General features: G+C 68.1%; 16 protein-coding genes. 10 read left to right on the top strand and 6 right to left on the bottom strand.

Annotated elements, in window-relative coordinates; genetic code table 11:
* Window positions 1-112: 112 nt before the first annotated feature.
* From purB to ACYVGY_RS04210, 8 genes are all read left to right on the top strand, one after another.
* Window positions 113-1,480 carry an adenylosuccinate lyase gene (gene purB / locus ACYVGY_RS04245; RefSeq protein WP_460456212.1) on the top strand — a complete coding sequence of 456 codons (1,368 nt, stop codon included), beginning with the start codon at window positions 113-115 and terminating at the stop codon, window positions 1,478-1,480.
* 111 nt (window positions 1,481-1,591) lie between these two features.
* Window positions 1,592-2,731, top strand: a complete 1,140-nt coding sequence (locus ACYVGY_RS04240; protein ID WP_460456211.1) for a JmjC domain-containing protein — start codon at window positions 1,592-1,594, stop codon at window positions 2,729-2,731.
* A gap of 4 nt (window positions 2,732-2,735) precedes the next feature.
* Window positions 2,736-3,695, top strand: coding sequence for a GNAT family N-acetyltransferase (locus tag ACYVGY_RS04235; RefSeq protein WP_460456210.1), 960 nt, complete (start codon window positions 2,736-2,738; stop codon window positions 3,693-3,695).
* 183 nt (window positions 3,696-3,878) lie between these two features.
* Window positions 3,879-6,707 (top strand): 2-oxoglutarate dehydrogenase E1 component, encoded by a 2,829-nt coding sequence (locus ACYVGY_RS04230; protein ID WP_460456209.1) that lies wholly within the window; start codon window positions 3,879-3,881, stop codon window positions 6,705-6,707.
* Between the two features lie 27 nt (window positions 6,708-6,734).
* Window positions 6,735-7,925 carry a 2-oxoglutarate dehydrogenase complex dihydrolipoyllysine-residue succinyltransferase gene (gene odhB, locus ACYVGY_RS04225; protein WP_460456208.1) on the top strand — a complete coding sequence of 397 codons (1,191 nt, stop codon included), beginning with the start codon at window positions 6,735-6,737 and terminating at the stop codon, window positions 7,923-7,925.
* Window positions 7,926-8,028: 103 nt separating this feature from the next.
* Complete coding sequence (gene lpdA, locus ACYVGY_RS04220) at window positions 8,029-9,453, top strand: dihydrolipoyl dehydrogenase (protein ID WP_460456207.1); 1,425 nt, start codon at window positions 8,029-8,031, stop codon at window positions 9,451-9,453.
* 61 nt (window positions 9,454-9,514) lie between these two features.
* On the top strand, window positions 9,515-10,507 hold the full coding sequence (locus ACYVGY_RS04215) for an oxidoreductase (protein ID WP_460456206.1): 993 nt from the start codon (window positions 9,515-9,517) through the stop codon (window positions 10,505-10,507).
* A gap of 61 nt (window positions 10,508-10,568) precedes the next feature.
* A complete protein-coding gene (locus tag ACYVGY_RS04210; protein ID WP_460456205.1) occupies window positions 10,569-10,937 on the top strand; it encodes a response regulator in 369 nt (122 codons plus the stop codon).
* A gap of 104 nt (window positions 10,938-11,041) precedes the next feature.
* Here ACYVGY_RS04210 and ACYVGY_RS04205 read toward each other — a convergent pair whose 3' ends face one another.
* Entirely contained in the window at window positions 11,042-11,944 is a 903-nt protein-coding gene (locus ACYVGY_RS04205; protein ID WP_460456204.1) for a DnaJ C-terminal domain-containing protein, read from the bottom strand.
* Window positions 11,945-12,132: 188 nt separating this feature from the next.
* Here ACYVGY_RS04205 and ACYVGY_RS04200 point away from each other — a divergent pair, with 188 nt between their 5' ends.
* Window positions 12,133-12,612, top strand: coding sequence for a redoxin family protein (locus ACYVGY_RS04200; protein WP_460456203.1), 480 nt, complete (start codon window positions 12,133-12,135; stop codon window positions 12,610-12,612).
* A gap of 76 nt (window positions 12,613-12,688) precedes the next feature.
* Here the strand turns inward: ACYVGY_RS04200 and pbpC are convergent, their stop codons facing one another.
* The 4 genes from pbpC to mtnA form a co-directional block, all read right to left on the bottom strand.
* A complete protein-coding gene (pbpC, locus tag ACYVGY_RS04195; protein WP_460456258.1) occupies window positions 12,689-15,085 on the bottom strand; it encodes a penicillin-binding protein 1C in 2,397 nt (798 codons plus the stop codon).
* Window positions 15,086-15,095: 10 nt separating this feature from the next.
* The gene (locus ACYVGY_RS04190) at window positions 15,096-20,006 is read right to left on the bottom strand and encodes an alpha-2-macroglobulin family protein (protein WP_460456202.1); all 4,911 of its coding nucleotides are present in this window, start codon (window positions 20,004-20,006) and stop codon (window positions 15,096-15,098) included.
* Window positions 20,007-20,188: 182 nt separating this feature from the next.
* Complete coding sequence (gene gyrA, locus ACYVGY_RS04185) at window positions 20,189-22,810, bottom strand: DNA gyrase subunit A (protein ID WP_460456201.1); 2,622 nt, start codon at window positions 22,808-22,810, stop codon at window positions 20,189-20,191.
* A gap of 139 nt (window positions 22,811-22,949) precedes the next feature.
* A complete protein-coding gene (mtnA, locus tag ACYVGY_RS04180; protein WP_460456200.1) occupies window positions 22,950-23,996 on the bottom strand; it encodes an S-methyl-5-thioribose-1-phosphate isomerase in 1,047 nt (348 codons plus the stop codon).
* Window positions 23,997-24,058: 62 nt separating this feature from the next.
* On the opposite strand from mtnA, the gene ACYVGY_RS04175 reads away from it, so the two are divergent.
* Window positions 24,059-24,763, top strand: coding sequence for a hypothetical protein (locus ACYVGY_RS04175; protein WP_460456199.1), 705 nt, complete (start codon window positions 24,059-24,061; stop codon window positions 24,761-24,763).
* On the opposite strand, the gene ACYVGY_RS04170 is transcribed toward ACYVGY_RS04175, so the two are convergent.
* Window positions 24,757-25,329 carry a DUF3011 domain-containing protein gene (locus tag ACYVGY_RS04170; RefSeq protein ID WP_460456198.1) on the bottom strand — a complete coding sequence of 191 codons (573 nt, stop codon included), beginning with the start codon at window positions 25,327-25,329 and terminating at the stop codon, window positions 24,757-24,759. The genes ACYVGY_RS04175 and ACYVGY_RS04170 overlap by 7 nt on opposite strands.
* Between the last annotated feature and the right edge of the window lie 35 nt (window positions 25,330-25,364).

Raw genomic sequence — 25,364 nt, 5'->3', positions numbered from 1 at the left:
AAAGCTTCGGGCCTGAAGGCCCTCCTACAGGGGGAGCTTCGGGCCTGAAGGCCCTCCTACAGGAAGTGCGCGGGTAGAATGTGTGGCTTCCCCGACTTGCCCGAGCCTGCCGATGTCCGACCCTGCCCTCACTGCCCTGTCGCCGCTCGATGGCCGCTATGCCGCCAAGGTCGAGGCCCTGCGGCCGATCTTCTCGGAATACGGCCTCATCAAGGCCCGGATACGGGTCGAAGTGGAGTGGCTGCTGGCGCTGGCCGACGAGCCCGGCATCGTCGAACTGCCGGCCTTCGGTGCCGCCGCCATGGGTCGCCTGCGTGGCCTGGCGCAGGATTTCTCGGTCGCTGACGCCGCGCGGGTGAAGGAGATCGAGCGCACCACCAATCACGACGTCAAAGCCGTGGAGTACTTCATCAAGGAACGCTTGAAGGACGACGCCGAACTGGGTCCGGCGCTGGAGTTCGTGCACTTCGCCTGCACCAGCGAGGACATCAACAACCTCAGCTACGCCCTGATGCTGCACGAGGCCTACACCCGCGTCCTGGCGCCCAGAACCTGGGAGGTGGTGGAGAAGCTGCGCGCAATGGCGCACGAGCACGCCGCCCTGCCGATGCTCTCGCGCACGCATGGCCAGACTGCCTCGCCGACCACCGTGGGCAAGGAAATCGCCAACGTCGTCGCCCGCCTGCAGCGCCAGGTCGCGGTGATGCACGGCATCGAGTTCCCCGGCAAGATCAACGGCGCGGTCGGCAACTACAACGCGCACGTGGTCGCCTACCCCGACGTGGACTGGCCGGCGCTGGCCCAGCGTTTCGTCGAGTCCCTGGGCCTGGACTTCAACCCCTACACCACCCAGATCGAGCCGCACGACGGCATCGCCGAACTCTGCGACGCCCAGCGCCGCATCAACACCGTGCTCGTGGACCTGTGCCGCGACGTCTGGGGCTATATCTCGCTGGGCTATTTCAAGCAGTCGGTGAAAGCGGGCGAAGTCGGCAGCTCGACCATGCCGCACAAGGTCAATCCGATCGACTTCGAGAACGCCGAGGGCAACTTCGGCCTGGCGAATGCTTTGCTCGGTCATTTCTCCGAAAAGCTGCCGATCAGCCGCTGGCAGCGCGACCTCACCGACTCCACCGTGCTGCGCGCGCTGGGCACCGCCTTCGGCCATTCGCTGATCGCGCTCGATGCCCTGCTGCGCGGGCTGGGCAAGCTCAGCGCCCATCCCGAGCGCCTGGCGTCCGACCTCGACGCCGCCTGGGAAGTGCTGGCCGAACCGGTGCAGACTGTGATGCGCCGCCACGGCCTGCCCAATCCCTACGAGCAGCTCAAGGCACTCACCCGCGGCCAGGGCATCACCGCCGAATCGATGCGCAGCTTCATCGAAGGCCTGGACCTGCCGGCCGACGCCAAGGCTCGCCTGCTGGCGCTGACACCGGGCAGCTACGTAGGCCATGCCGTGTCGCTGGCTCGCGACGTTTGAGCCTGCGCCCCCTTTCGCGCCAATCATTCGGGTCTGTATCCAACCGTGGCTAAAAAACCGCAAGCCATCCATCCCATCGAAGTCACGGGCTCGTCCGGACAGCCACTGGGCATGCCCGCCGAGGCCTTCCTGCGCGACTACTGGCAGAAGCGCCCGCTGCTGGTGCGCGCGGCCTTCCCCGGCTTCGAGTCACCAATCAGCCCCGAGGACCTGGCCGGACTGGCCTGCGAAGAGGCGGTGCTGGCGCGCCTGGTGCTGCACGACCGCAAACGCGACCGCTGGGAGCTGCGCACCGGCCCCTTCAGTGAGGAATCCTTCCCGAAGCTGCCGAAGAAGGACTGGACCCTTCTGGTCCAGGACGTGGACAAGTGGGACATGGATATCCGCGCCTTGCTGGGCGCGTTCCGGTTCCTGCCGGCGTGGCGGGTGGACGATGTCATGGTCAGCTTTGCCGCACCCGGCGGCTCGGTGGGCGCGCACGTCGACCAGTACGACGTCTTCCTGCTGCAGGCCCAGGGCCATCGCCACTGGCAGATCGATTCGCGCCCGGACGCGCCCCGCGGCTTCCGCCCGGACGTCGAGCTCAAGCTGCTCAGCCAGTTCAGCCCCGACCACGACTGGGTGCTGGCCCCGGGCGACATGCTCTACCTGCCGCCCGGCGTGCCGCATCACGGCGTGGCCGAGGACGCCTGCCTGACGTTTTCGGTGGGCATGCGTGCACCGTCGCAGGCGGAACTGATGGTCGACTTGGCCGAGGAACTGGCCGCGGCCCTGCCCGACGAGGCCCGCTACGCCGACCCGGACCTGACGCTGCCGGCGGACCCTTGGGAAATCGACGAGACCGCCTTTGGCCGCGTACGTGCAGCGCTGCAGGGGCTGCAGTCGCTGGACGAGCCGGCGCTGCGTCGCTGGTTCGGACGCTTCATCACCCAGTATCGCTCCGCCGGTGAGCTCGGCCGACCGGCACGTCCGCCGTCCCTGGCCACGCTCGAAGCCGAGCTCGGCAACGGGGCCCAGCTGCTGCGCCATCCGCACGCCCGCCATGCCTGGGCGCGCGACGGCAAGCGCGCCTGCCTGCATGCCAACGGCCTGTCGCTGGCGATGGGCGTGACATCGGCACGCCGACTGGCCGGCACCGACGCAGTGACCGCCGCCGACCTGGTCGCGCTGGACGCCGACGGACGGGAAGCGCTGGAAAGCCTGGTGGCGGCAGGCCACTATCAGTTGGTCAAGCCCAAACGCCGCCGGTGAGCCCATGATCCCGACCGAGTTCCGCATCGACCCCGCCGACTACCAGGCCGACTTCCAGGACCTGCGCTCGGTTCGCGAGACCGTCTTCGTACTCGAGCAGAGCGTGCCGATCGAAGAGGAATGGGACGATCTCGACCCCCGCTGCCACCACGTCATCGCCCGTGACGCCAACGACCAGCCGATCGGGACCGGCCGGCTGACGCCGGACCACAAGATTGGCCGCATGGCCGTGCTAAAGGCCTGGCGCAAGCGCGGCGTCGGCGATGCGCTGATGGTGGCGCTGATGAACCAGGCCCGCAGCCTGGGCTGGACCGATCTCAGCCTCAACGCCCAGGTCAGCGCCGAGGCCTTCTATGCCCGCCACGGCTTCCAGCCCTACGGGGCGCGCTTCATGGAGGCGGGCATCGAGCACCAGGCCATGCGCCGCGAGCTCGAGCCCCTGGCCCCGCCCGAGCGCTGGCCCGCGCGCGCGCGCGGCCCCTCGGTGGCTTCGACCGAGTTCGATTCGCTGGGCGCAGCGACCGAGGCCACGATCGCGATCGTCCAGGCGGCACGGCGGGAGCTGCGCTTGTTCAGCCGCGACCTCGATCCGGTGCTCTACGGCCAGCCCGCCGTGCTCGAAGCCTTCAAACAATTTGCCATCGCCGGCCGGGGTGGCGTGGTCCAGGTTCTGGTGCTGGACCCGGCGGCGGTGCAGGCCCAGGCCCATCCGCTGCTCGGCCTGGCCCAGCGCATGACCTCGGTGTTCCAGTTCCGCACGCCCGTTGACGACGTGGACCTGCAATACCCGTCTGCTTTCCTGGCCAACGATCGCGACGGCTATCTTTTCCGCGCCTTGGGCAGCCGCTGGGAAGGCGACTGGAGCCCGGCGAATCCAGCGCGCACGCGCCAGCTGGCCGATCATTTTGGCCGGGTTTGGGAGCGTTCGCGGGCCTGCAGCGAGTTCCGGGCCCTGGGCATCTGAGCCGGCACGAGCGCTCATTCGGTCCCTGCCCTGCCCCAACGGCACCTGACCGCGTCCTGCATCGGGTTCTAAAGCCTCGCCACGCCAGCTATAATCGTGGCCCTCGTCGGCGCGCGCGCCGGCTGCCCGACATCCCATTCCATCAATCACTTACCTGCCATTGCGGCGGGCCAGGCCAGGGTCGTGGACAGTCTGATCAAGCAGTTTAAGCAGACCTCTCAACTTGCCGGCGGCAACGCCGCCTATATCGAAGACCTGTACGAGCAGTACCTGGTCGATCCCGACGGCATCCCTGCCACCTGGAAAACCTACTTCGACGGCCTCAAGGGCCGCGAAGCCGGCGACGTCCCGCATTCGGCGGTGATGGCCAGCGTCAAGGCGGCGGCGAAGGCCGGCAAGCACGCCGGCGGCGGCATGGACGACGAGGCGGCGCGCAAGCAGGCCGCGGTCGGCAAGCTGATCACCGCCTACCGTTCGCGCGGCCACCTGGGCGCCAAGCTCGACCCGCTGGGCATGATGGCCCAGAAGGACGCGCCGGACCTCGACCTGGCCTTCCACGGCCTCTCCCAGTCCGACCTGTCGAGCGAGTTCACCGCCGACACCTGGTTTGCCGAAAAGAAGTTCAAGCTCGGCGACCTGCTGGCCAAGCTGCGCGCCTCCTACTCCGGCAGCATCGGCGCCGAGTTCATGCACATCGCCGACGCCAAGCAGCGTCGCTGGATGCAGCAGCGCCTCGAAAGTGCCGCCGGCAAATACGGTTTCAAGGCCGAGGAAAAGACCCGACTGCTCGAGCGCGTCACCGCCGCCGAGGGCCTGGAGCGCTACCTGCACACCGCCTTCGTCGGCCAGAAGCGCTTCTCGCTGGAGGGCGGCGATTCGCTGATCCCGCTGATGGACACCCTGATCCAGCGCGGCGGCAGCGACGGCGTCCGCGACGTGGTGATCGGCATGGCCCACCGCGGCCGCCTGAACGTGCTCATCAACACCATGGGCAAGCCGCCGCACAAACTCTTCGATGAGTTCCGCGGCCAGTTCGAACACAACGACGACCCGGCGCATTCGGGCGACGTGAAGTACCACATGGGCTATTCGTCCAACGTCTCCACCCCGGGCGGCCCGGTCCACCTGGCGCTGGCCTTCAACCCGTCCCACCTCGAGATCGTCGACCCCGTGGTCGCCGGCTCGGTGCGCGCGCGCCAGATGCGGCGCGAGGATGCCAAGCGCCAGCAGGTGCTGCCGGTGCTGGTGCACGGCGACGCGGCGTTCGCGGGCCAGGGCGTGATCATGGAGCTGTTCCAGATGTCGCAGGCCCGCGGTTTCGCGGTCGGCGGCACGGTGCACATCGTCATCAACAACCAGGTCGGCTTCACCATCAGCCGCCAGGACGACGCCCGCTCCACCTACTACTGCACCGACCCGGCCAAGATCATCGGCGCGCCCGTGCTGCACGTGAATGGCGACGACCCCGAGGCCGTGGCCTTCTGCGCCAAGATGGCCTTTGACTACCGCAAGGAGTTCGGCCGCGACGTCGTGATCGATCTGGTCTGCTACCGCCGCCACGGCCACAACGAGGCCGACGAGCCTTCAGCCACCCAGCCGCTGATGTACAAGAACATCCGCGCCCGCAAGACCACCCGCGAGCTCTACACCGACCAGCTGGTGTCCGAGGGCGTCATTGACGCCGCCGGCGCCAAGGCCCTGGTGGACGGCTACCGCGACAAGCTCGACAAGAACGAAGTCACCACCGAGTTGGCCAAGGTCGGTCCGGATCCGTTCGCGGTCGACTGGTCGCCCTGGCTCGAAGGCAAGCTCTCCGACAAGGTCGACACCGGGCTCAAGCGCGCCACCCTCGACGGCATGGCCCAGCGCATCAACGTGCTGCCCGAGTCCCTGAAGCTGCACGCGCGCGTCGCCAAGATCTACGAAGACCGCCTTAAGATGGCCGCGGGTGATCTGGACATGGACTGGGGCTTCGCGGAAAACCTGGCCTACGCCACCTTGGTCGCGGAAGGCTACAAGCTGCGCCTGGTGGGCCAGGACTCCGGCCGCGGCACCTTCTTCCATCGCCACGCGGCCCTGCACGACCAGGCCACGGGCGAAACCCACATGCCGCTGCGCGCGCTGGCCGCCAACCCCGAGCACGTCATGATCATCGACTCGCTGCTGAGCGAGGAGGCGGTGATGGCGTTCGAGTACGGCTACGCCACCGCCGAGCCCGGCACGCTCAACATCTGGGAAGGCCAGTTCGGCGACTTCGCCAACGGTGCCCAGGTCGTGATCGACCAGTTCATCACCTCGGGCGAGTCCAAGTGGGACCGCCTGTGTGGCCTGGTGCTGTTCCTGCCGCACGGCTACGAAGGCCAGGGCCCCGAGCACAGCTCGGCGCGCCTTGAGCGCTTCCTGCAGCTGTGCGCGCTCGACAACATCCAGGTCTGCACCCCGACCACGCCGGCGCAGATGTACCACATGCTGCGTCGCCAGATGCTGCGCGGCACGCGCAAGCCGCTGGTGGTGATGACGCCCAAATCCATGCTCCGCAACAAGCTGTCGGTGTCCACGCTGGACGACCTGGCCAAGGGTGGCTTCCAGACCCTGATCCCCGACACGCTGGTGAAGGACGCCAAGAAGGCCAAGCGCGTCGTCGTCTGCGGCGGCAAGGTCTACTACGACCTGGTCGAAGCGGCCGGGGCCGGCAAGATCAAGGACGTCGCCATCGTCCGGGTCGAGCAGCTCTATCCCTTCCCGCGTCCGGAGCTTGCCGCCGAGCTCAAGCGCTTTGCCGGTGCCAAGGAAGTGGTGTGGTGCCAGGAAGAGCCGATGAACCAGGGCGCCTGGTACCAGATCCGCCACCATCTCGATTTCTGCCTCGGCAAGGGCCAGTCGTTGAGCTACGCCGGCCGCACCCGGTCCGCGTCGCCGGCCGCCGGCCACCTGAACACGCATAACGAAGAACAGGCGAAGCTGATCGAGGATGCCCTCGTCAACGCGCCCAACACCCATACCGCCGAATAACCTCATTCAAGCCACAGGGCCTCGTCCATGAGCATCGAAGTCAAAGTCCCGGTCCTTCCGGAATCCGTGTCCGACGCCACCATCGCCACCTGGCACAAGAAGGCCGGCGACAGCGTCCGCCGCGACGAGAACCTGCTCGACCTCGAGACCGACAAGGTCGTGCTTGAAGTCCCCTCGCCGGTGGATGGCGTGCTCAAGGAAATCAAGTTCAAGGAAGGCGACACGGTGACCAGCCAGCAGGTCATCGCCATCCTTGAAGAAGGTGCCGTCGAGGAAGCTCCGAAGGCCGAGAAGAAGGGCGACGCGCCCAAGGCCGACGCCGCGCCCGCCAAGGACGCCGCCTCTGCAAAAGCCGCCGCGCCGGCTGCCGCCAAGTCCGGTTCGGCCGAGCTGCCGCCCGGCGCCGCAGCGCACGCCGCGCGCAACGAGGTCAATCCGGCCGACGTTTCCGGCACCGGCCGCGGTGGCCGCGTGACCAAGGAAGACGTGGTCAACCACATCAAGGTCGGCGGCGGCGCTCGTCCCGAGCAGCGCGTGCCGATGACCCGCATCCGCCAGCGCATCGCCGAGCGCATGATGCAGTCCAAGAACTCCATCGCCATGCTGACCTCGTTCAACGAGGTCAACCTGTCCAAGGTGATGGCCATGCGCAAGGAGCTGGGCGAGCCGTTCGAGAAGACCCACGGCATCAAGCTCGGCTTCATGAGCTTCTTCGCCAAGGCCGCCGCCAACGCCCTGCAGAAGTACACGGTGGTGAACTCCTCCGTGGACGGCACCGACGTGATCTACCACGGCTACGCCGACATCTCGATCGCGGTTGCGACCGAGAAGGGCCTGGTGACGCCGGTGCTTCGCAACGTCGAGAACATGTCGTTCTCCGATGTTGAAGAGTCCATCGCCGGCTATGCGAAGGCAGCCCGCGAGGGTGGTCTCAAGCTCGAGGACCTGCAGGGCGGCACCTTCACCATCACCAACGGCGGCACTTTTGGCTCGCTGATGTCGACGCCGATCGTGAACCCGCCGCAGTCGGCGATTCTGGGCATGCACGCCATCAAGGAGCGCCCGATCGCCGACAACGGCCAGGTCGTGATCGCGCCGATGATGTACATCGCGCTCAGCTACGACCACCGCATCATTGATGGCAAGGACGCGGTGCTGTTCCTGGTGGATATCAAGAACCAGCTGGAAAACCCGCACCGCATGCTGCTGGGCCTCTGAGCCCTTGGTAGGAGGGCCTTCAGGCCCGAAGCTTTTCGGCGAAGGGCTTCGGGCCTGAAGGCCCTCCTACCGGTCATTCGCAAGAAACCAATGAGAGGTTGAGATGAGCGAGCAATACGACGTCGTCGTCATCGGTGCCGGCCCCGCCGGCTACCACGCGGCCATCCGCGCCGCCCAGCTGGGTATGAAGGTCGCCTGCATTGACGCGGCCCTGGGCAAGGACGGCAAGCCGGCCCTGGGCGGCACCTGCCTGCGCATCGGCTGCATTCCGTCCAAGGCGCTGCTCGACTCGTCGCGCCAGTACTGGAACCTGCAGCACCAGTTCGCCGACCACGGTATTTCGACCACCGGAGCCAAGATCGATGTCGCGACGATGATTGGCCGCAAGGACAAGATCGTCAAACAGTTCACCGGCGGCATCGCGGCGCTGTTCAAGGCCAACAAGATCACGCCCTACTACGGTTTCGGCACCCTGCACCCGGACAAGACGGTCAAGGTGAAGCAGCACGACGGCAGCGAAGTCGAGCTGGTGGGCAAGCACGTCATCATCGCCGCCGGTTCGGACTCGATCGAGCTGCCGTTCGCGAAGTTCGACGACAAGCACATCGTCGACAACGTCGGCGCGCTCGACTTCACCGAGGTGCCCAAGCGCCTGGGCGTGATCGGTGCCGGCGTGATCGGCCTGGAGCTGGGCAGCGTCTGGAAGCGCCTGGGCGCCGAAGTGACCGTGCTCGAAGCCATGCCCGACTTCCTGGCAGCGGTGGACGCGGAGGCGGCCAAGGTCGCGCTCAAAGAATTCAAGAAGCAGGGCCTGGACATCAAGCTCGGCGCCAAGGTCAGCAAGACCGAGATCAAGAAGGGCGAAGTCCACCTCACCTACAACGACGGCAAGGCCGACCACTCCCTGGTGGTCGACAAGCTGCTGGTCGCGGTCGGCCGCAAGGCCGCCAGCAAGGGCCTGCTGGCCGACGGCACCGGCGTGAGAATAAGTGACCGCGGCCAGATCGAAGTGGACGAGCACTGCTTCACCGGCGTCGACGGCATCTGGGCCGTGGGCGACTGCGTGCGCGGTCCGATGCTGGCGCACAAGGGCTTTGAAGAAGGCATCGCGGTCGCCGAACTCATCGCCGGCCTGCCGGGCCACGTCAACCTCGACACCATTCCCTGGGTCATCTACACCGAGCCGGAAATCGCCTGGGTCGGCAAGAACGAGCAGCAGCTCAAGGACGAGGGCATTCCGTTCAAGACCGGCAGCTTCCCCTTCGCCGCGGTCGGACGCGCGGTCGCCATGGGCGAGCCCGCCGGCTTCGTGAAGGTAATCGCGCACGAGGAAACCGACCGCATCCTGGGCATGCACCTGGTGGGCGTGGGCGTTTCCGAGCTGGTGCATGAAGGCGTGCTGGCGATGGAGTTCCACGGTTCGGCCGAGGACCTGGCGCGCATCTGCCACGCCCACCCGACCCTGTCGGAGGCCATCCACGACGCCGCCATGGCCGTGGACAAGCGCGCCATCCACAAGGCCAACTGATTTCCGGTTGCCACCCGACGAGAGGCGCCCCCGGGCGCCTCTCTGCGTTACAGGAGACCGCATGAGCATTCCCGCCACGTTCCGCGCCTTCCGCATCCACGCTGAGGGGGGGCACCGCGCCGGCATCGAGTCGATATCGCTCGATGACCTGTCGCCAGGCGAGGTGGTCATCCGCGCCGCCTACTCGAGCGTGAACTACAAGGACGCGCTGGCAGGCACCGGCAGCGGCAAGATTCTGCGGAGCTTCCCCCTGGTGGGCGGCATTGATGTCGCCGGCCACGTGCTGGCCTCCACCGACCCGCGCTTCAAGGAAGGCGATGCGGTGCTGTGCACCGGCAGCGGCCTGTCCGAAACCCGCGACGGCGGCTACTCGGAAATCGTGCGCCTGCCGGCCGACTGGACCATCCCCCTGCCCCCGGGCCTGTCGCTGCGCGAAGCGATGGTGCTGGGCACGGCCGGCTTCACCGCCGGCCTGTCGCTGCTGCGCATGGAGCAGAACGGCCAATCGCCCGAGCAGGGGCCGATCGTGGTCACCGGCGCCACCGGCGGTGTCGGCAGCCTGGCGCTCGACATCCTCACCCGCGCCGGCTACGAGGCCCAGGCCATTTCCGGCAAGGCCGAGCATGCAGACTTCCTGCGCCGGCTCGGTGCCACCGAGGTGTATCCGCGCGACACCCTGGCCAGCGCCACGCGCCCGATGGAGAACGCCCGCTGGGCCGGCGCCATCGACAACGTCGGCGATACGACCCTGGCGGCCCTGACGCGGGTCATCCAGCCCTACGGCAACATCGCCAGCTGCGGCCTGGCCGGTGGCCACGGCCTGGCCACCACGGTCATGCCTTTCATCATCCGCGGCGTCTCCCTGCTGGGTATTGCCTCGGCCGGCACCGCGCGCGGCCAGCGCGAGCAGGTCTGGGAGCGGCTGGCGGGACCCTGGAAGCCGGCCCATCTGGACGCCATCTGCACGCGGGAAGCCGCGCTGGAACAGCTTCCCGAGGTATTCCCCCCCATGCTCGCCGGCCAGTCGTTCGGACGAACGGTCGTCCGGATTTGACCGAGGTTGCACCCTGACCACCCCCCCGGCATACAATCACCTACCTGTTGGAGGCCCATTCATGGCACGCATTCTGATTGTTGATGATTCCCCGTCCCAGCTCATGGGCATGAAGCGCATCGTTGAAAAGCTCGGCCATGAGGCACTGACGGCCGAGGACGGCGCTGCCGGCGTCGAAGCCGCGAAGGCGCAGAAGCCCGACCTGATCCTGATGGACGTGGTGATGCCCAACCTCAATGGCTTCCAGGCCACGCGCGCGATCTCCAAGGAAGCCACCACGTCGCACATCCCCATCGTCCTGGTCACCACCAAGGATCAGGAGACCGACAAGGTCTGGGGCATGCGCCAGGGCGCGAAGGCCTACATCACCAAGCCCTTCAACGAAAGCCAGCTGGTCGAAGTCATCAACGGACTCTTGGCCGGCGGCTGAATTACGGCGCTGGCGTCAACGAACGCCACACTGACATCGCCGGTTTTTCCGGCGAAGCATCAAGGGCCCCGAGGGGCCCTTTTTCTTTGTCCTTTCCGCGAGGCTCAGGCCTTGCGCGGATCGAAGTCGAAGGCTTCCGCCATTTGCTGGTACAGGGCTTTCTGCTCGTCGGTGGCCGCTTTCGGAGCGCGCACCTCGAGTTCGACGATCTGGTCACCGTTGGCCGGCTTGCCCGGCAGGCCGCGGCCGCGCAGGCGCAGCTTGCGGCCGGTGTCGGAGTCCGGCGGGATGCGCAGCTCTACCGGACCGCCGAGGGTCGGCACACTGAGCGTGGCGCCCAGCGCAGCCTGCCAGGGCGCCAAGGGCAGCGTGTAGAGCACGTTGCGGCCGTCCACCTCGAACTGGGCGTGCGGCCGGTAATCGATTTCCAGCAACAGGTCGGAAGGCCGTGGACCACCGCGACGCCCCTGCCCCGCCAGCCGGATGACCTGGCCGGGCGCGATGCCCGCCGGCACGTTCACCTCGAGGGTGCGGCCGTCTACGCTGATGCGTTGCTTGCCGCCGGTGTATGCCTGCTCGAGCGAGACGGCCAGCTTGGCCCGCACGTCGCCTTGCGGTGCCTGCTGCCGACCTGGCGCGCGGCCGCCTCCGAACAGCGACTCGAAGAAGTCACTGAAACCACCGCCGCCACCGAAGTCCTGCTCGTAGCGGAATCCGCCGGCACCGGCACCGGCGCCGCCGTAGCCGCCGCCAAAGCCCGGCGGCGGGCGGAACTCTTCACCCGGACGGTAGCCCTGGGCCCGCAGCTGGTCGTATTCCGCGCGCTTGTCCTTGTCGCGAAGTACTTCATAGGCCTCGTTGATGCCCTTGAAGCGGTCCTCGGCGCCCGCCTCCTTGCTCACGTCGGGATGGAACTTGCGCGCGAGCCGGCGATAGGCGGTCTTGATTTCCGCCTCGCCGGCCGTGGCTTCCACGCCGAGGGTGTCGTAGTAATCCTTGAACTGCATCGTCTGCCTCTGGCAACGGAAGGTCCCGCGGCACGGGTCCGAAGGCCCAGTTTACGCGCCGTCCGCCGACCCGGCCTCGCGCGCGTGCTGCATAGATGAGGGCCACGGGCGCAGCTTCAAGCCCCCACGACGTCATCACGTGCGGACGGTAGACTGGCAGACTTGTTTCCACCACCCCCGGAGCTGCCATGACCATCCAGATCGGCGAGAAGATTCCCCAGGCCACCCTCAACATGCTCAAGGACGGTGTGCAGGCCGTGGACACCACCGACCTGTTCGGCGGCAAGAAGGTACTGCTGTTCGCCGTGCCGGGGGCCTTCACCCCGACCTGCTCGGCCAAGCACCTGCCCGGCTACGTCGAGAATTTCAACGAATTCAGCAAGCGCGGCATCGAGGTCGCCTGCCTGTCGGTCAACGACGCCTTCGTGATGGACGCCTGGGCCAAGAGCCAGGGCGTGCCGGCCGGCGTGCACATGCTGGCCGACGGCAACGGTGCTTTCACCCAGTCCATGGGCCTGGAGCTCGACGCCAGCGCCTTCGGCATGGGCCTGCGTGCCAAGCGCTTCGCCCTGTACGCCGAGGACGGCGTGGTCAAGCAGCTGCACATCGAAGCCCCGGGTGAATTCAAGGTTTCGTCGGCGGAATACGTGCTCGAGCACCTCGCCTGATCGCTGCACCCGCGCACCCTGGAAAAGGCGGCTTCGGCCGCCTTTTTCTTTGGTGGACTGAGCGAAGGCGGCCGGGTCAGCGGACCACGTGCAGGTTGAGCTCGGCGAACGCACCGGTGTCGGCCAGCGCCGTGATGCGTTGGGGTCCCGGCTCGTCGAAGGCGTGGTTCCAGGGGCGCGCGCCGCGGGTTTCGCCCGCCAACCGCCCGTTCACCAGCCAACGCACGCGCGCCTGCGTACCCAGGGCGCGCAGCCGCAGGGTCGCCGGCTTGCCGCTGCCGGGTGCACGGGCCAGGCGGGCGCCATTGCCCAGTCCGTCAATGCGCAGCGTTTCCATGGCCTCAAGCGCATCGGGCGCACAGTCGGGCGCCAGCGGCGGAATTGCGCCGGCGCGCCTGATCGCCGCAGGCAGCCACGGATAGGCCAGGCTGGGCCAGCGGGCGACTTCGGTGCGTTGGCGCGCGTGCAGGCCGCTACAGCTCGCCGAAAGCCGGTTTCCGCTGGTCGCGTCCACCTCCAGCGCCAGCCGACCCGCACTCCACAGCTTGGCTTCGCGCTCGGGCAGGGTCGGCGGCAGCGTTCCCGAGAGCGTGAAGGCCTCGCGCTTCTCATGGCACAGGCTCATTGCGCCGGGATCCGGAGGCAGACCCAGCGGCCAGCAGATATCGAGCTTGCGGACCGAATCAGGCAGCGCGCCACGACGACCGTCACTACCCGCACGGGGCAGGCTGTCGATCACTTCGAACAGCAGCGGTAGCGCAGTGATGGCGCCGTACTGCCCGGGCAGCGGCGTGCCGTCGGGACGCCCGACCCAAACCCCCACCGTATGCCGCGCCGTGCCACCGAGCGCCCAGGCGTCGCGAAAGCCGTAGCTGGTGCCGGTCTTCCAGGCCACACGCGGCCGGCCACTGGTGTCGAACGCATCGTCGCGCTGGCCGGGCCGACCATGCTGCTCAAGGATCTCGCGAATGATCCACGCCGCACCCGGCGACAGCAGCCGCCGCTCTTCCAGCGGAGCATCGGCGGTGTAGCGCACGGGTCCGGCCAGTCCGTCGGCGTTGAGCGCCCGGTAGGCACCCACCAACTCCTCCAGCCGAGTGCCGGTGCCGCCCAGGATGATCGACAGGTTCGGCGTGGCGCCGCGCGGCAGGCGCAGCTTCACGCCCGCATGCGCCATGCGCGCAGTGAAGCGCTCCGGCCCCACCCGGTCGAGCATGTCCACGGCGGGTACGTTGAGCGACAGACGCAACGCTTCAGCCACAGAAACCGGCCCATTGAACACGGGATCGAAATTGGCAGGCCGGTAGTTGCCGAAGCTCTGCGGCGCGTCCACCAGCAGGCTTTCCGAATGCACCAGGCCGTCATCGAGCGCCAGCCCGTACAGGAAAGGCTTGAGCGTGGAACCCGGCGAGCGCGTTGCCCGCACCATGTCTACGTGCCCAAGCCGAGCGGCGTCTGCGAACTGCAGCGAGCCGACGTAGGCACGGGCCTCGAGCGTCGCGTTGTCCACCACCAGCAGCGCGGCCGACGTGCGCTCGGGCAGCTGCGAAAAATACGCGGCCATGCGCTGTTCCAGCACGCGCTGCAGGGCGGGGTCGAGGGTGCTGGTGATACGGGACTGCCGCGGGTTCGCGGCGCGCAGTCGCTGTGCAAGCAGCGGCGCCAGCGTCGGCGGCTGCAGCCGACGCGCGACGACCGGCTCGATCCGCGCATCGTCCACCTGCGCCTGCGTCCATGTCGCCAGGCGCGCCATTCGCGCCAGCACCTTGTCGCGCGCTGCGCGCGCTGCCTCGGGATGACGGTCGGGACGAAGCCGGCTGGGTGCCTGCGGCAGCACGGCCAGCAGGGCGGCTTCGGCCTGCGACAGGCGGGCCGCCGGCTTGCCCAGGTAGGCCCAGCTCGCGGCTTCCACTCCGATGATGGTGCCGCCGAAAGGCGCCTGGTTGAGGTAGAGGGTGAGGATTTCGTCCTTGGAATACCGCCATTCAAGCTGCAGCGCGCGCAGGGACTGCCGCAGCTTGCCCAGGGGCGTGCGCGAGTGCGGCTCGATGATGCGCGCCACCTGCATCGTCAGCGTCGATCCGCCGGAGACCACGCGACCATTCGCCAACCATTGCCAGCCCGCGCGCATCAGCGCCAGCGGGTTGATGCCGGGATGCCGCCGGAACCAGCGGTCTTCGTAGGTCACCAGCGCCTGCAGGTAGTGCGGCGATACCTGGTCCAGGGTGATCGGGTATCGCCAGACCCCGTCCCGATTGGCGAAGGCGCGCAGCGGCATCCCGTCGGCGGCCAGCACCACCGTCCCGCCGTCCAGCGAGCCGGGAACCGGCGGCGGGAACAGGCGATCGAGGGCAAGCAGCAGCAAGACCAGCAGCAGGATGCCGGTCAGCAAACGCCCGCTGCGCGAACGCAGCAGACGCCTCCCGACCGGCGGCGTCGCAGCGGCCGCCGCAGACGCCTCCTTCGCCCGCACCTGATGCACGCTAGGGCTGGACGACGGTCACCGTCGCCGGGATGGCGCGGCCCACGCCCCGCAGCTCGGGGCGATACATGTCTTCGACCTGCGGCGGCGGCACCACGTACGTCCCCGGCGTGACGGCGCGTACCAAATAGAACAGCTGCGCTTTCTGGCCCGCGTAAAGCTTGAGCGCGGCCACGTAGCGATCGTCGCGGTACTCCTCGTGCACGATCTCGGACGCATCGCCGCGCTCGGTGATGGTGATGCCTTCGATGCTGACATCCGCCCACTGCCCCGGCGCAGCAAGATTGAGGTTCTCAATCTCCAGGCCTGCCGGCAGCAAATCCACCAACAGCGCATCGGGCATGGCCTGGCGCACTTCGACACTCAGTGCGGCCACCAGCACCTGGCCTTCGCGCAGCGGACCGGGCTTCCACGCCGATCCGTCCGGGTTGTACCAGCTGCGCTTGACCACGATGTCGCTCTCGTCCAGCGCCGGCGCCGTGCGCGGCACACCGGCCACGTCGATGATCGCGAACAGCGGCGCCTCGGTGGCCGGCGTAAACCGGACGCCGGCGGCAAGATCACCGTAGCCGACGTCGCGGCTGAGGATCCGGTCGGCACTGATGGCGACGTCCTGCGTACCGAGCTTGAACTGGCCGGAGAACGTGGCCTCCGAATCCAGCGCCAGCGCCTTGCCCAGCCGCGCCAGGGCGATCTGCTCCTGAGTGCTGAGCCAATAGCGGCTGGCGGACCCACGCGCCTGCAGCTCCCGTGACAAGGCCAGCAGGCGGGCATCCTGGCCGCCACCCTCGCGCTTGCCCTCGCGCAGCAGGGCCAGCATCAGGCTTTGGTCACGCAGCTCCGAGCCGTAGTCACCCAGCCAGCGCGGACGCGCGTCCTTCTTCGACAGGGCTTCGGCGATGGCCTTGGACGCACGCGCCTCATCGCCCTGCATCGCCAGCGCCAAGCCCAGGTGCATCAAGGGCAGGCCGGTCAGCGACTTGCCGCGCTCGTTGTCGAACAGTGCCCGCAGCGTACCCAGCGGCGCACGGTTCACCTTGGCCAGTACGTAGCCAGCCTGCGCCTGGTAGGCGAAGCGCAGATGGTCCGAAGCGTCGTAGGAGTAGAACGGCACACCGCCGGTGAGCAGGTCTTCGTTGAGGCGCTCGAGCGACTTCTGCAGCATCGCCTCGGGCACCGCGAAACCGGCATCGCGCGCATTGAGCAGGAACTCGGTGATGTACGGCGTCAGGATCGCCGCCGAATCGCTGCCGCCCCACATCGAGAAGTGGCCGTTGCCGGTCTGCAGTGCCGCCAGTCGGCTGAACGCGCCCTCCATGCGCTTGCGGCGCTGCTCTTCGTCCAGGCCGCTGAAGCCCATGCGTTTGGCGCTTTCGGCGTCCAGCAACAGGGCTGCATAGCCGCGCGTGGCGGTCTGTTCGACGCAGCCATAGGGGTATTCAAGCAGGTCCTGCAGCGCCCGCGCGAACGGAAGGGGTGGCTGCGTGGTGAGGGTCATGCGGGCCGAAACCGTTCCCGGCATCAGCCCCGCCGCCGCGTCAGTACCGAGCGACAGCGACGCCCCCGGCTGCAGCGTCTCGGCGCGCGAGCGCACCACGCTGCCCCAGGCGGCGCGAACGGGCACGTCGAACTCGCGGTTCACGGCGAAGCCCGCACCTTCCACCCGAAGCTTGAGCGTACCCACGCCATGACCTTCCGTGCCGCTGAGCACATAGGTGAGCGTGGACTTGGCCTCCGGCGCCAGGCTGACCTTGCGACGCTCGCCCGCCACGGCGATCGGGCCGGTGGTGTCGAGGCTGACGCTGAACTCCCCGGCCTGGCCGGTGAAGTTCTGCAGGTCCAGCGTTACGGTGCTGCGGTCGCCCGGCGCGAGCACGCGCGGTGCGCTCACTTCGGCCAGGATGGGCGCGCGCAGGACGCTTTCGCTGCTGCCCTGGCCATACACCTCTTCGCTGTAGACCAGCGCCGACACCCGAAGCGTGCCGTTGAAGTCCGGCACCATCACGTCGACCTTGGCGCGGCCCTGGGCGTCGAGTTTCACCGGACCCGCGAACAGGTCCACGGTCTGCACCCGCGCCGTCGGACGGCGCGCCTGCGGCAGGGCCGGCAGCGCCATGTCACCACCGAAGCGAAGCCGTGCGGCCTCGCCGTCGAAGCTCTCGATCACGCGACCGTAGAGATCATGCGCCTCCACGCCCAGGCGACGCTGGGCGAAGAAGTGCGCGGCGGCATCCGGCACCGGGAAGCGCGTGATGTTGAGGATGCCCAGATCCACCGCCGAGATCGTGGCCCAGGCGGTCTTTCCCGCCAGGGCCGGCGCGCTCACGACCACGGGCAGCGGCTGTTCGGGCCGTGCCTGCGCAGGCGCCTCGACCGTCACCGGCACGCTGCGCTCGGCGCGATCCATCGGCACGTGCACCACGCCAACGGCGCGCGCCGGCGTGACCTTCTCGACCGCCGAGCCACCACGCAGCACCAGCGCGGTGATGTAGATATCGTGGCGCTCCCATTCCTCCGTAACCTTGATCTCGTAGGTTTCGCCCGGCTTGGCCAGCAGTGGCTGAACGTGCAGCAGCTTGTCGGATTCGACCAGCAACAGGCCCTGCCCGGGCTGCGGCGGCGTGACCGTGATGCGCAGGGTGTCGCCGGCGCGGTAGGCGGTCTTGTCCAGCGCCAGCTTGACCTTGTCGGGGCGCGCGTCCAGGCCGCGGTTCTGGTTGTCCCAGCTCCAGCCGGCCACGAACGGCAGGCGCGTGACCAGCCCGGTAGCCGGGTCGGTGACCTCCAGCCGGTACTCACCCCACTCCACCGGGAAATCGATGCGCGCGTCGCCGTCGGCGCGCACGGTCAGCTCGCGGGTTTCGATCGTCTCGAAGCGCGAGGTGTAGTCGAAGCCCCAGCCGCCGCCCGGGTCCTGGCGCCAGTGGAAGTCGCGACGCTCACGCACCAGCCGGACCTGCAGGCCCGCCCCCGCCAGACGCTGGCCAGCAGCATCGGCGCGCATCAGCTCAAAGCCGGCGACCCCGTTCGCCGGCGCACCTTCAGCCACATCAAACAGGGGCCGCACACCGACCAGGGCCTGCGCCGGCCACAGCACGCGCTTGAGGCTTCGGTTCACCGGCCGGCCGCCGCTTTCATAAACGCTGCCATTGACCACCACCGCCACCGGTGCCGTCGGCTTGGCCGCTTCCTCAGGCAGCGGGATGCTCAGGCTGAGCTTGCCTTGGGCATCAAGCGCCTGGTCGATGGCCTCCTTGGCATCGCGCGGCAACACCAGGGTCGGGTCGCCAAAATAATGATCGGGGAAGGCCTCCAGCGGGTGCTGCTCGGCGGCGACCGCCAGTCGCGCGGTAAAGCGATTGCCAGACGCCGGCGCGCCGTAGAGGTAGGCCGCCGAAACATCCAGCGCGAACGCGTCGCCCGGCGCCAACACCTTGGCCTGGCTGTCGAGCTCGAGCTTCATGCGCTCGGGCAGGAACTCCTCGATGCGAAGCGACATGCCCTGCACCACGTCCTTGGCGCCCGGCTCGGTCCGGAACTCGACCTGCCAGCGCCCGGTGGGCACGTCTGCGGACAGCGCATGGCTCCAGCGGTAGTAACCGCCGGGCTCGGCCGCCAGCTGGGTTTCCAGGAAAACCTTGCCGTTGGGCTGCTTCAGGCTCAGGAACAGCGGCTGCGCCTTCACCGCGCGACCGTCGTGGTCACGCATCAGCGCCGACACCTGCAGCGTTTCGCCGGGTCGGTAGAGATCGCGTCCCGACCAGGCGAACACGTCGAACCAGGCCTGCTGCCGACCCGCCACCGAGAACTCGGACAGGTCCAGCGCCGGCTGGTTGAACGGCAACAGCGACACATCGTTGCCGCTGCGCGCGACGAGCACATGGCTGGTGTCGATCTGGTAGGCCACGAGCGCATTACCTGCGCCGTCGGTGGTGGCGCGGGCGACAACCTCACCCTTGCGGTCGAGCACGGTCAGGGCGACGTCGCCGGCGGGGTCGCCGGACTTGAGCGAGGCCGTATGCACCAGCACCTGGTCGCCGTAGGCACGCAGGTGCAGGCCGATGTCGCTGATGAAGAAAATCGCGGTCTCATAGTCTTCGTCATAAGCGCCGACCCGGCGCATCAGCGCGAAGTACAGGCCCGGCTGCTGCAGCTCGGTGATGTTCTGCACCGGCAGGTAGCTCAGGCGGCGCTCGTTCTCGGCGCCGCCGAGCACGAATCGGTTGAGATAGACCGAGTCCGCGACCCGGGTGATCGCAGGGCGGTCCTGCCATTCGCTGTCGCCCAGGTCCCAACCGCCGCGGCGGCCGCCGCGCTGGTAGCCGACGAAGAAATTGGCCACTTCGCTGTCGCGCACGCGCAGGAATTCGACATCCACGTCGGACACGTTCACCGACACCACCGGCAGGCCGCGGGTGTCGCGCGCCGGCAGAACGCTGCCCTGTGAGGCGAAGCCAACCGCCGCGTCCATCGGTCCGGTATTGACCTGACGACGCTCCTCGCGACCCAGGGCCTTGCCGTCGGCGGCCATCAGGCCGGCGCGCAGCAGCACCTCGTAGTCCTTGCTGGCCTCGACATAGGGGAAGCGAAGCACTGAGGCCTCTCTGTCCAGCACCCAACTGCCGCTCACCACGGCGCCGTCGGCATCGCTGACCACCAGCAGTTCATCGAAATCCTGGGTGGCGGCCAGCGGCTGCGAGAAGCCCAACTCGATCGCCAGTTGACCCTGGTGCTGCCCCCGCCCGGCCGTAAGCAGGCCAAAGCCCTCCACGACGGGTCGCGCGTCCACGGCTTCGACCCCCTGCAGCTCGGGCACCTGGTTGGCGTCCCGATTGCAGCCTGCGACCAGCAGCAAGGCGGAAGAAAGAATCAGCAGCGCTAGCGCGCGGCGGAAGGCGGACGTTGCAGTCATGGGCCAGCTCCCCGGAGAAGCGCCCAGTATAGGTCGGCCGTCGCAGCGCGTATGCGCCACGGATTCGCCGACGCGAAGCGGTCAAGGCCCCGCGACGGGCCCTCGCGCGACCGGCCGGATGGCCGCCGGGAGACTGCGTTTGGGTGACCGGCCGCGCGCAGCTGGCGCGCGGCCGGCGGTCGTCAGGCCTCGGACTGCGGCTGCGGAGGCTCAGCGACGGCAGCAGCGGGCGCGCCGTCTTCGTCCAGATCGTCCTCGACCTCGAGCACGTCAACGCGCTCGACCGCGATCAGCTTCTCGTCCCCGGCCACCCGCATCAGGGTCACGCCCTGGGTGTTGCGGCCGACCTGACTCACTTCCGAGGCGCGGGTCCGCACCAGCGTGCCCTGATCGGAAATCAGCAGGATCTCGTGCTGTTCAGTAAGCTGGATGGCACCGACCAGGGCGCCGTTGCGCTCGCTGGTCTGCATCGCGATCACGCCCTGGATGCCGCGCCCCTTGCGCGGGAACTCCGACACCGAGGTGCGCTTGCCGAAGCCGTTCTGGCTGGCGGTGAGGATGTCGCCATCCCCGTCGACCACGATCATGGAAACGACCTTGGCCGACTGCCCTTCTCTGTCGTCCTGCAGGCGCATGCCGCGCACGCCGGTGGCGGTGCGGCCCATCGGGCGCACCTCGGACTCGTCGAAGCGCACGACCTTGCCGTTGCTGGCAAACAGCATCACGTTGCGCTCGCCGTTGGTCAGCTGGACGTCGACCAGGCCGTCGCCCTCGTCGAGATTGATGGCCCAGATGCCGGTGGAGCGCGGACGCGAGTAGTCGCTCAGCGGCGTCTTCTTGACCGTGCCGTCGCGGGTGGCGAAGAACGCAAACTGGCCTTCGTCGAACTCGCGCACGGGCAGCACGGCCTGGACCTTCTCGCCTTCCTGCAGCGGGATCCAGTTGATGATCGGCCGGCCGCGCGAGTTCGGACCGGCGTCGGGCAGCTGGTAGACCTTGAGCCAGAACACGCGACCGGTGCTGGTGAAGGTGAGCAGGGTGTCGTGCGTATTCACCACCCACAGGCGGTCAATGAAGTCTTCCTGCTTCATCGCGGTGGCCGAGCGCCCCTTGCCGCCGCGCTTCTGCGCCCGGTAGGTGGTGAGCGGCTGACGCTTGGCGTAGCCGGCGTGCGAGAGCGTGACCACCACGTCCTCGGATTCGATCAGGTCGAGGATGTCGAGGTCTTCTTCGCCCGCGCGGATCTCGGTGCGGCGGTCGTCGGCGTACTCGTCGCGCAGGTTGCGCAGTTCGGTGCGGATCACCTCGAGCAGCACGTCGGGATTCTCGAGGATCTCGATCAGGCCACGAATGACCTCAAGCAGCTGCCGGTACTCATCGGTGAGCTTTTCCTGCTCCAGGCCGGTGAGGCGGTGCAGGCGCATCTCGAGGATCTGCTGGGCCTGGGTGTCAGTGAGCTGGTAACCCGACGCCTGCAGACCGACGCCGTCCGGCAGGTCTTCCGGGCGCGAGGCTTCGGCGCCGGCAGCGGCCAGCAGCGCGCCGACCAGACCCGGCTGCCAGGTGCGCTCAAGCATGCGCTCCTTGGCCACCGCTGGATTCTCGGAGGTCTTGATCAGCTCGATCATCTCGTCGATGTTGGCGAGCGCGACCGTCAGGCCTTCAAGGATATGGGCGCGGGCGCGGGCCTTGCGCAGTTCGAAGATGGTGCGGCGGGTCACCACCTCGCGGCGGTGGCGGATGAACGCCTCCAGCATCTGCTTGAGGTTGAGGATCTGCGGGCGGCCGTCGACCAGGGCCACCATGTTGATGCCGAACACCGACTCCATCGGCGTCTGCAGGTAGAGGTTGTTGAGCACGACCTCGGCCGAGTCGCCGCGCTTGACCTCGACGAAGATGCGCATGCCGTCCTTGTCGGACTCGTCGCGCAGCTCGCTGATGCCCTCGAGCTTCTTTTCCTTCACCAGCTCGGCGATCTTCTCGATCAGCCGCGCCTTGTTCACCTGGTAGGGCAGCTCGGTGACGATGATGGCCTCGCGGCCGTTGTCCTCGTTGACCTCGACGTCGGCTTTGGCGCGCATGCGCACCCGGCCGCGGCCGGTGTGGTAGGCGGCGTGGATGCCGGCGGAGCCATTGATGATGCCAGCGGTCGGGAAATCGGGGCCCGGCACGTACTGCATCAGGTCGCCGATGCTGGTTTCCGGGTCATCGATCAGGGCGATGGTGGCGTCGATCACTTCGCCCAGGTTGTGCGGCGGGATGTTGGTGGCCATGCCGACCGCGATGCCGGCCGAGCCGTTCACCAGCAGGTTCGGGAAGCGCGACGGCATCACCGTCGGCTCGAGTTCCTTTTCGTCGTAGTTGGGCTGGAAATCGACCGTGTCCTTGTCGATGTCGGCCATCAGCTCGTGCGCCAGGCGCGACATGCGCGCCTCGGTGTATCGCATCGCGGCGGCCGAGTCGCCGTCCACCGAACCGAAGTTGCCCTGGCCATCCACCAACAGGTAGCGCAGCGAGAACGGCTGCGCCATGCGCACCAGCGTGTCGTAAACCGACTGGTCGCCGTGCGGGTGGTACTTGCCGATCACGTCACCGACGATTCGCGCCGACTTGTAATAGGGCTTGTTGCTGTGTGCGCCGAGCTCGTTCATGGCGAACAGGACGCGGCGGTGAACGGGCTTGAGACCGTCGCGGACATCCGGGAGGGCGCGGCCGACGATCACGCTCATGGCGTAATCGAGGTAGCTCCTGCGCATCTCGTCTTCGAGATTGACCGGGATGATTTCCTTCGCGAGATCTGCCATGCGTGCTTCCGTATTCGACGTTCGGGCGGGTGCCGCGACCAGGGCCGCGGGCAAGGGGTTTCAGGGACGTGAAATCATAACAGAAACGGCCCCTGGGAGGGGCCGTTTTGAAGCCATAAAACAAGCACTTAGGCGCGCATCAGGCCCCGAAAACCGCCTGCATCCGGGCCCGGTCCGGTGCCATCACCACGCCACGCTCGGTGACGATGGCATCGATGAGCCCGGCGGGGGTCACGTCGAACACCGGATTCCACGCCTGCACGCCCTCGGCGACGGTGCGCGTACCCGCCACCGACAGGAGTTCGGCCGGGTCGCGCATCTCGATTTCGATGTCGTCCCCGTGGGCCGTGGCCATGTCCACGGTTGACGATGGCGCCACCACCATCAGCCTGGCGCCATGGTGGCGGGCGGCGATGGCGTGGGAATAGGTACCGATCTTGTTGGCGGTGTCGCCGTTGGCGCAGATGCGGTCGGCGCCGACGATCACCCACTGCACCGCGCCGGTCTTCATCAGATGGGCCGCCGCACCATCGGCGATCAGGGTGGCGGCGATACCGTCCTGCTGCAGCTCCCAAGCCGTCAGGCGTGCGCCCTGCAGCCAGGGCCGGGTTTCGCTGGCATAGACCTGCCCGATGCGACCTTGGGCCACGCCGGCACGGATGACGCCCAGCGCGGTGCCGAAGCCGGCGGTGGCCAGCGAACCGGTATTGCAGTGGGTCAGCACGCCGCTGCCTTCCGCGATCAGCGCCGCGCCCAGCGCACCCATGTGGCGGTTGGCGGCCAGGTCTTCGGTTTCGATGGCGCGAGCCTCGGCCTCCAGCACCGCGTGCCAATCGGCGCCGGCGCCGGCCAGCACGCGACGCAGCCGGGTCAGCGCCCACATCAGGTTCACCGCCGTCGGGCGCGCCGCCTGCAGGCGGTCCAGGGCCGGACCCAGCTTCGTGAGCGCATCGGCGCCTCCGGCAGCCTGGATCTGGCCGGCTGCGAGTACGGCGCCCCAGGCCGCGGCAATGCCGATCGCGGGCGCGCCCCGCACCACCAGGTCATGGATGGCGCGAGCTACCGCGTCGCTGTCGCGGCAGGCGACGTGCTCGACCACGAAAGGCAGCCGACGCTGGTCCAGCAGCGACAGGTGGTCGCCTTCCCAGCGGATCGGCCGGATGCGGTCGTAGCGTTCAAAGTCCATGCCAATACCCCTGCGTTCGGGCCGTGAGTTTACCAACACGCAAGCCGCGTTATGCTCGACGCATGAGTACCCGCCCTGCCCGCCCCCGACTGCGCAAACCGCCGCCGCTCGACGCCGGCATCGAGCCCATGCTGCACGCCACCTGCGTCAAGGCCGGCGCGGGCGCTGCACTGCAGGTGGGTCTCGACCGCCTGCCCCTGCTGAAACCCTTCCTGCCGGCAGGCATCCGCCGCGCCGGCAGCACCGAGTCGGCCGAGGACGTGCAGCGCAAGCTGGTCCAGGCGATCTACCAACGCTACAAGCTCAAGCCGGCGGGCTGGGAAGTCGAAGCCGTGCTGGCCGTCGCCCAGACCCAAGCAGTGCTTAGTCCGCTGGCCACGCGCGAAGGCCTGCGCTCGCTGCTTCGCGGATGGCTGCCGGCGGCGGTGAGTACGCCGTTGATGCGCTACACGCCGCTGGAGCCGCTGGTGACCGCCACCGTGCGCGCCGTGGCCTCGACCTGGGCGGCGGGCCGCTATGCCGACAGCGTCTGCCGGCTGCGCAAGGCCGGAGCCGACTGGCTGCCGGCGCCCCTGGCCGGGGCGCTCAGCCTCGCGCCTTCGACGCTTAAATCCTGGAGCGCCGAGGCCCTGGCCCTGGCGATGCCGCCGCTGAAGCTGGCCAGCGCCCTTGGCCGCCAGCTCGGAAGCGTGGTGTCGCCGGCGCCGAAGAAACCGGCGCCGGCGCGTAAGGCCGTGCGAAAAGCCGTCCGCAAGCGGAGTCAGTGAACGATGAAGTCCGCGCGGCAGCCGCGATCAACCCAGATGCCGCGCTGGCTGAAGCCCCAGTCGCGGCGATAGGTGCAATCGGCGTCACTCAGACGGCGACGAATGTCGACCGACGTGATCCGGCCGGGCACTTGGCAGAAGGCCCGGCGATTGCGGACCGACTCGCAGCGCACGATCTGCGGATCCTGCTGATAGCCAGGGCGGCCATAGCCCGGTCGACCCTCGCCGGGACGACCGGCATAGCTGCCGCCCAGTTCGAAGCGTGCGCGGCAGCCATTCGAAACCCAGATGCCCCGGCGGTCATAGCCCCAGGTGCTACCCTCGATGCACGGTCCGCGCGAATTCGAAACCTGCTGCACCAGACGCACGCCGCCGCGCGTATCCACTGAGCAGAAGCGCTCTCGATAGCCGTCGGAGTTGCAGCTCACCACCCGCGGCGCAGCGCGGTTGTCATAGCGGTCGGAATATCGATCCTGGCGGCGGTCGTCGTAGCGGTCATCCGCCTGTGCCATCAAGGGCAGCGCGGCCGTCGCCAAGGCAACGAGTACGAAAAGAATGCGGTTCATGGCGGATCTCCAGTGCCGCGACCCCCTCGGCCGCT

It is taken from the genome of Arenimonas alkanexedens (assembly GCF_054781355.1).
The sequence above is the reverse complement of the archived record's forward strand: the minus strand, read 5'-3'. Positions and strand labels throughout refer to the sequence as shown.

Bases quoted from the DNA above. Each gene is read 5' to 3' on its own strand.
- purB (WP_460456212.1), top strand. From the start codon at position 113: ATGTCCGACCCTGCCCTCACTGCCCTGTCGCCGCTCGATGGCCGCTAT.
- ACYVGY_RS04240 (WP_460456211.1), top strand. From the start codon at position 1,592: ATGCCCGCCGAGGCCTTCCTGCGCGACTACTGGCAGAAGCGCCCGCTG.
- ACYVGY_RS04235 (WP_460456210.1), top strand. From the start codon at position 2,736: ATGATCCCGACCGAGTTCCGCATCGACCCCGCCGACTACCAGGCCGAC.
- odhB (WP_460456208.1), top strand. From the start codon at position 6,735: ATGAGCATCGAAGTCAAAGTCCCGGTCCTTCCGGAATCCGTGTCCGAC.
- lpdA (WP_460456207.1), top strand. From the start codon at position 8,029: ATGAGCGAGCAATACGACGTCGTCGTCATCGGTGCCGGCCCCGCCGGC.
- ACYVGY_RS04215 (WP_460456206.1), top strand. From the start codon at position 9,515: ATGAGCATTCCCGCCACGTTCCGCGCCTTCCGCATCCACGCTGAGGGG.
- ACYVGY_RS04210 (WP_460456205.1), top strand. From the start codon at position 10,569: ATGGCACGCATTCTGATTGTTGATGATTCCCCGTCCCAGCTCATGGGC.
- ACYVGY_RS04205 (WP_460456204.1), bottom strand. From the start codon at position 11,944: ATGCAGTTCAAGGATTACTACGACACCCTCGGCGTGGAAGCCACGGCC.
- ACYVGY_RS04200 (WP_460456203.1), top strand. From the start codon at position 12,133: ATGACCATCCAGATCGGCGAGAAGATTCCCCAGGCCACCCTCAACATG.
- ACYVGY_RS04190 (WP_460456202.1), bottom strand. From the start codon at position 20,006: ATGACTGCAACGTCCGCCTTCCGCCGCGCGCTAGCGCTGCTGATTCTT.
- gyrA (WP_460456201.1), bottom strand. From the start codon at position 22,810: ATGGCAGATCTCGCGAAGGAAATCATCCCGGTCAATCTCGAAGACGAG.
- mtnA (WP_460456200.1), bottom strand. From the start codon at position 23,996: ATGGACTTTGAACGCTACGACCGCATCCGGCCGATCCGCTGGGAAGGC.
- ACYVGY_RS04175 (WP_460456199.1), top strand. From the start codon at position 24,059: ATGAGTACCCGCCCTGCCCGCCCCCGACTGCGCAAACCGCCGCCGCTC.
- ACYVGY_RS04170 (WP_460456198.1), bottom strand. From the start codon at position 25,329: ATGAACCGCATTCTTTTCGTACTCGTTGCCTTGGCGACGGCCGCGCTG.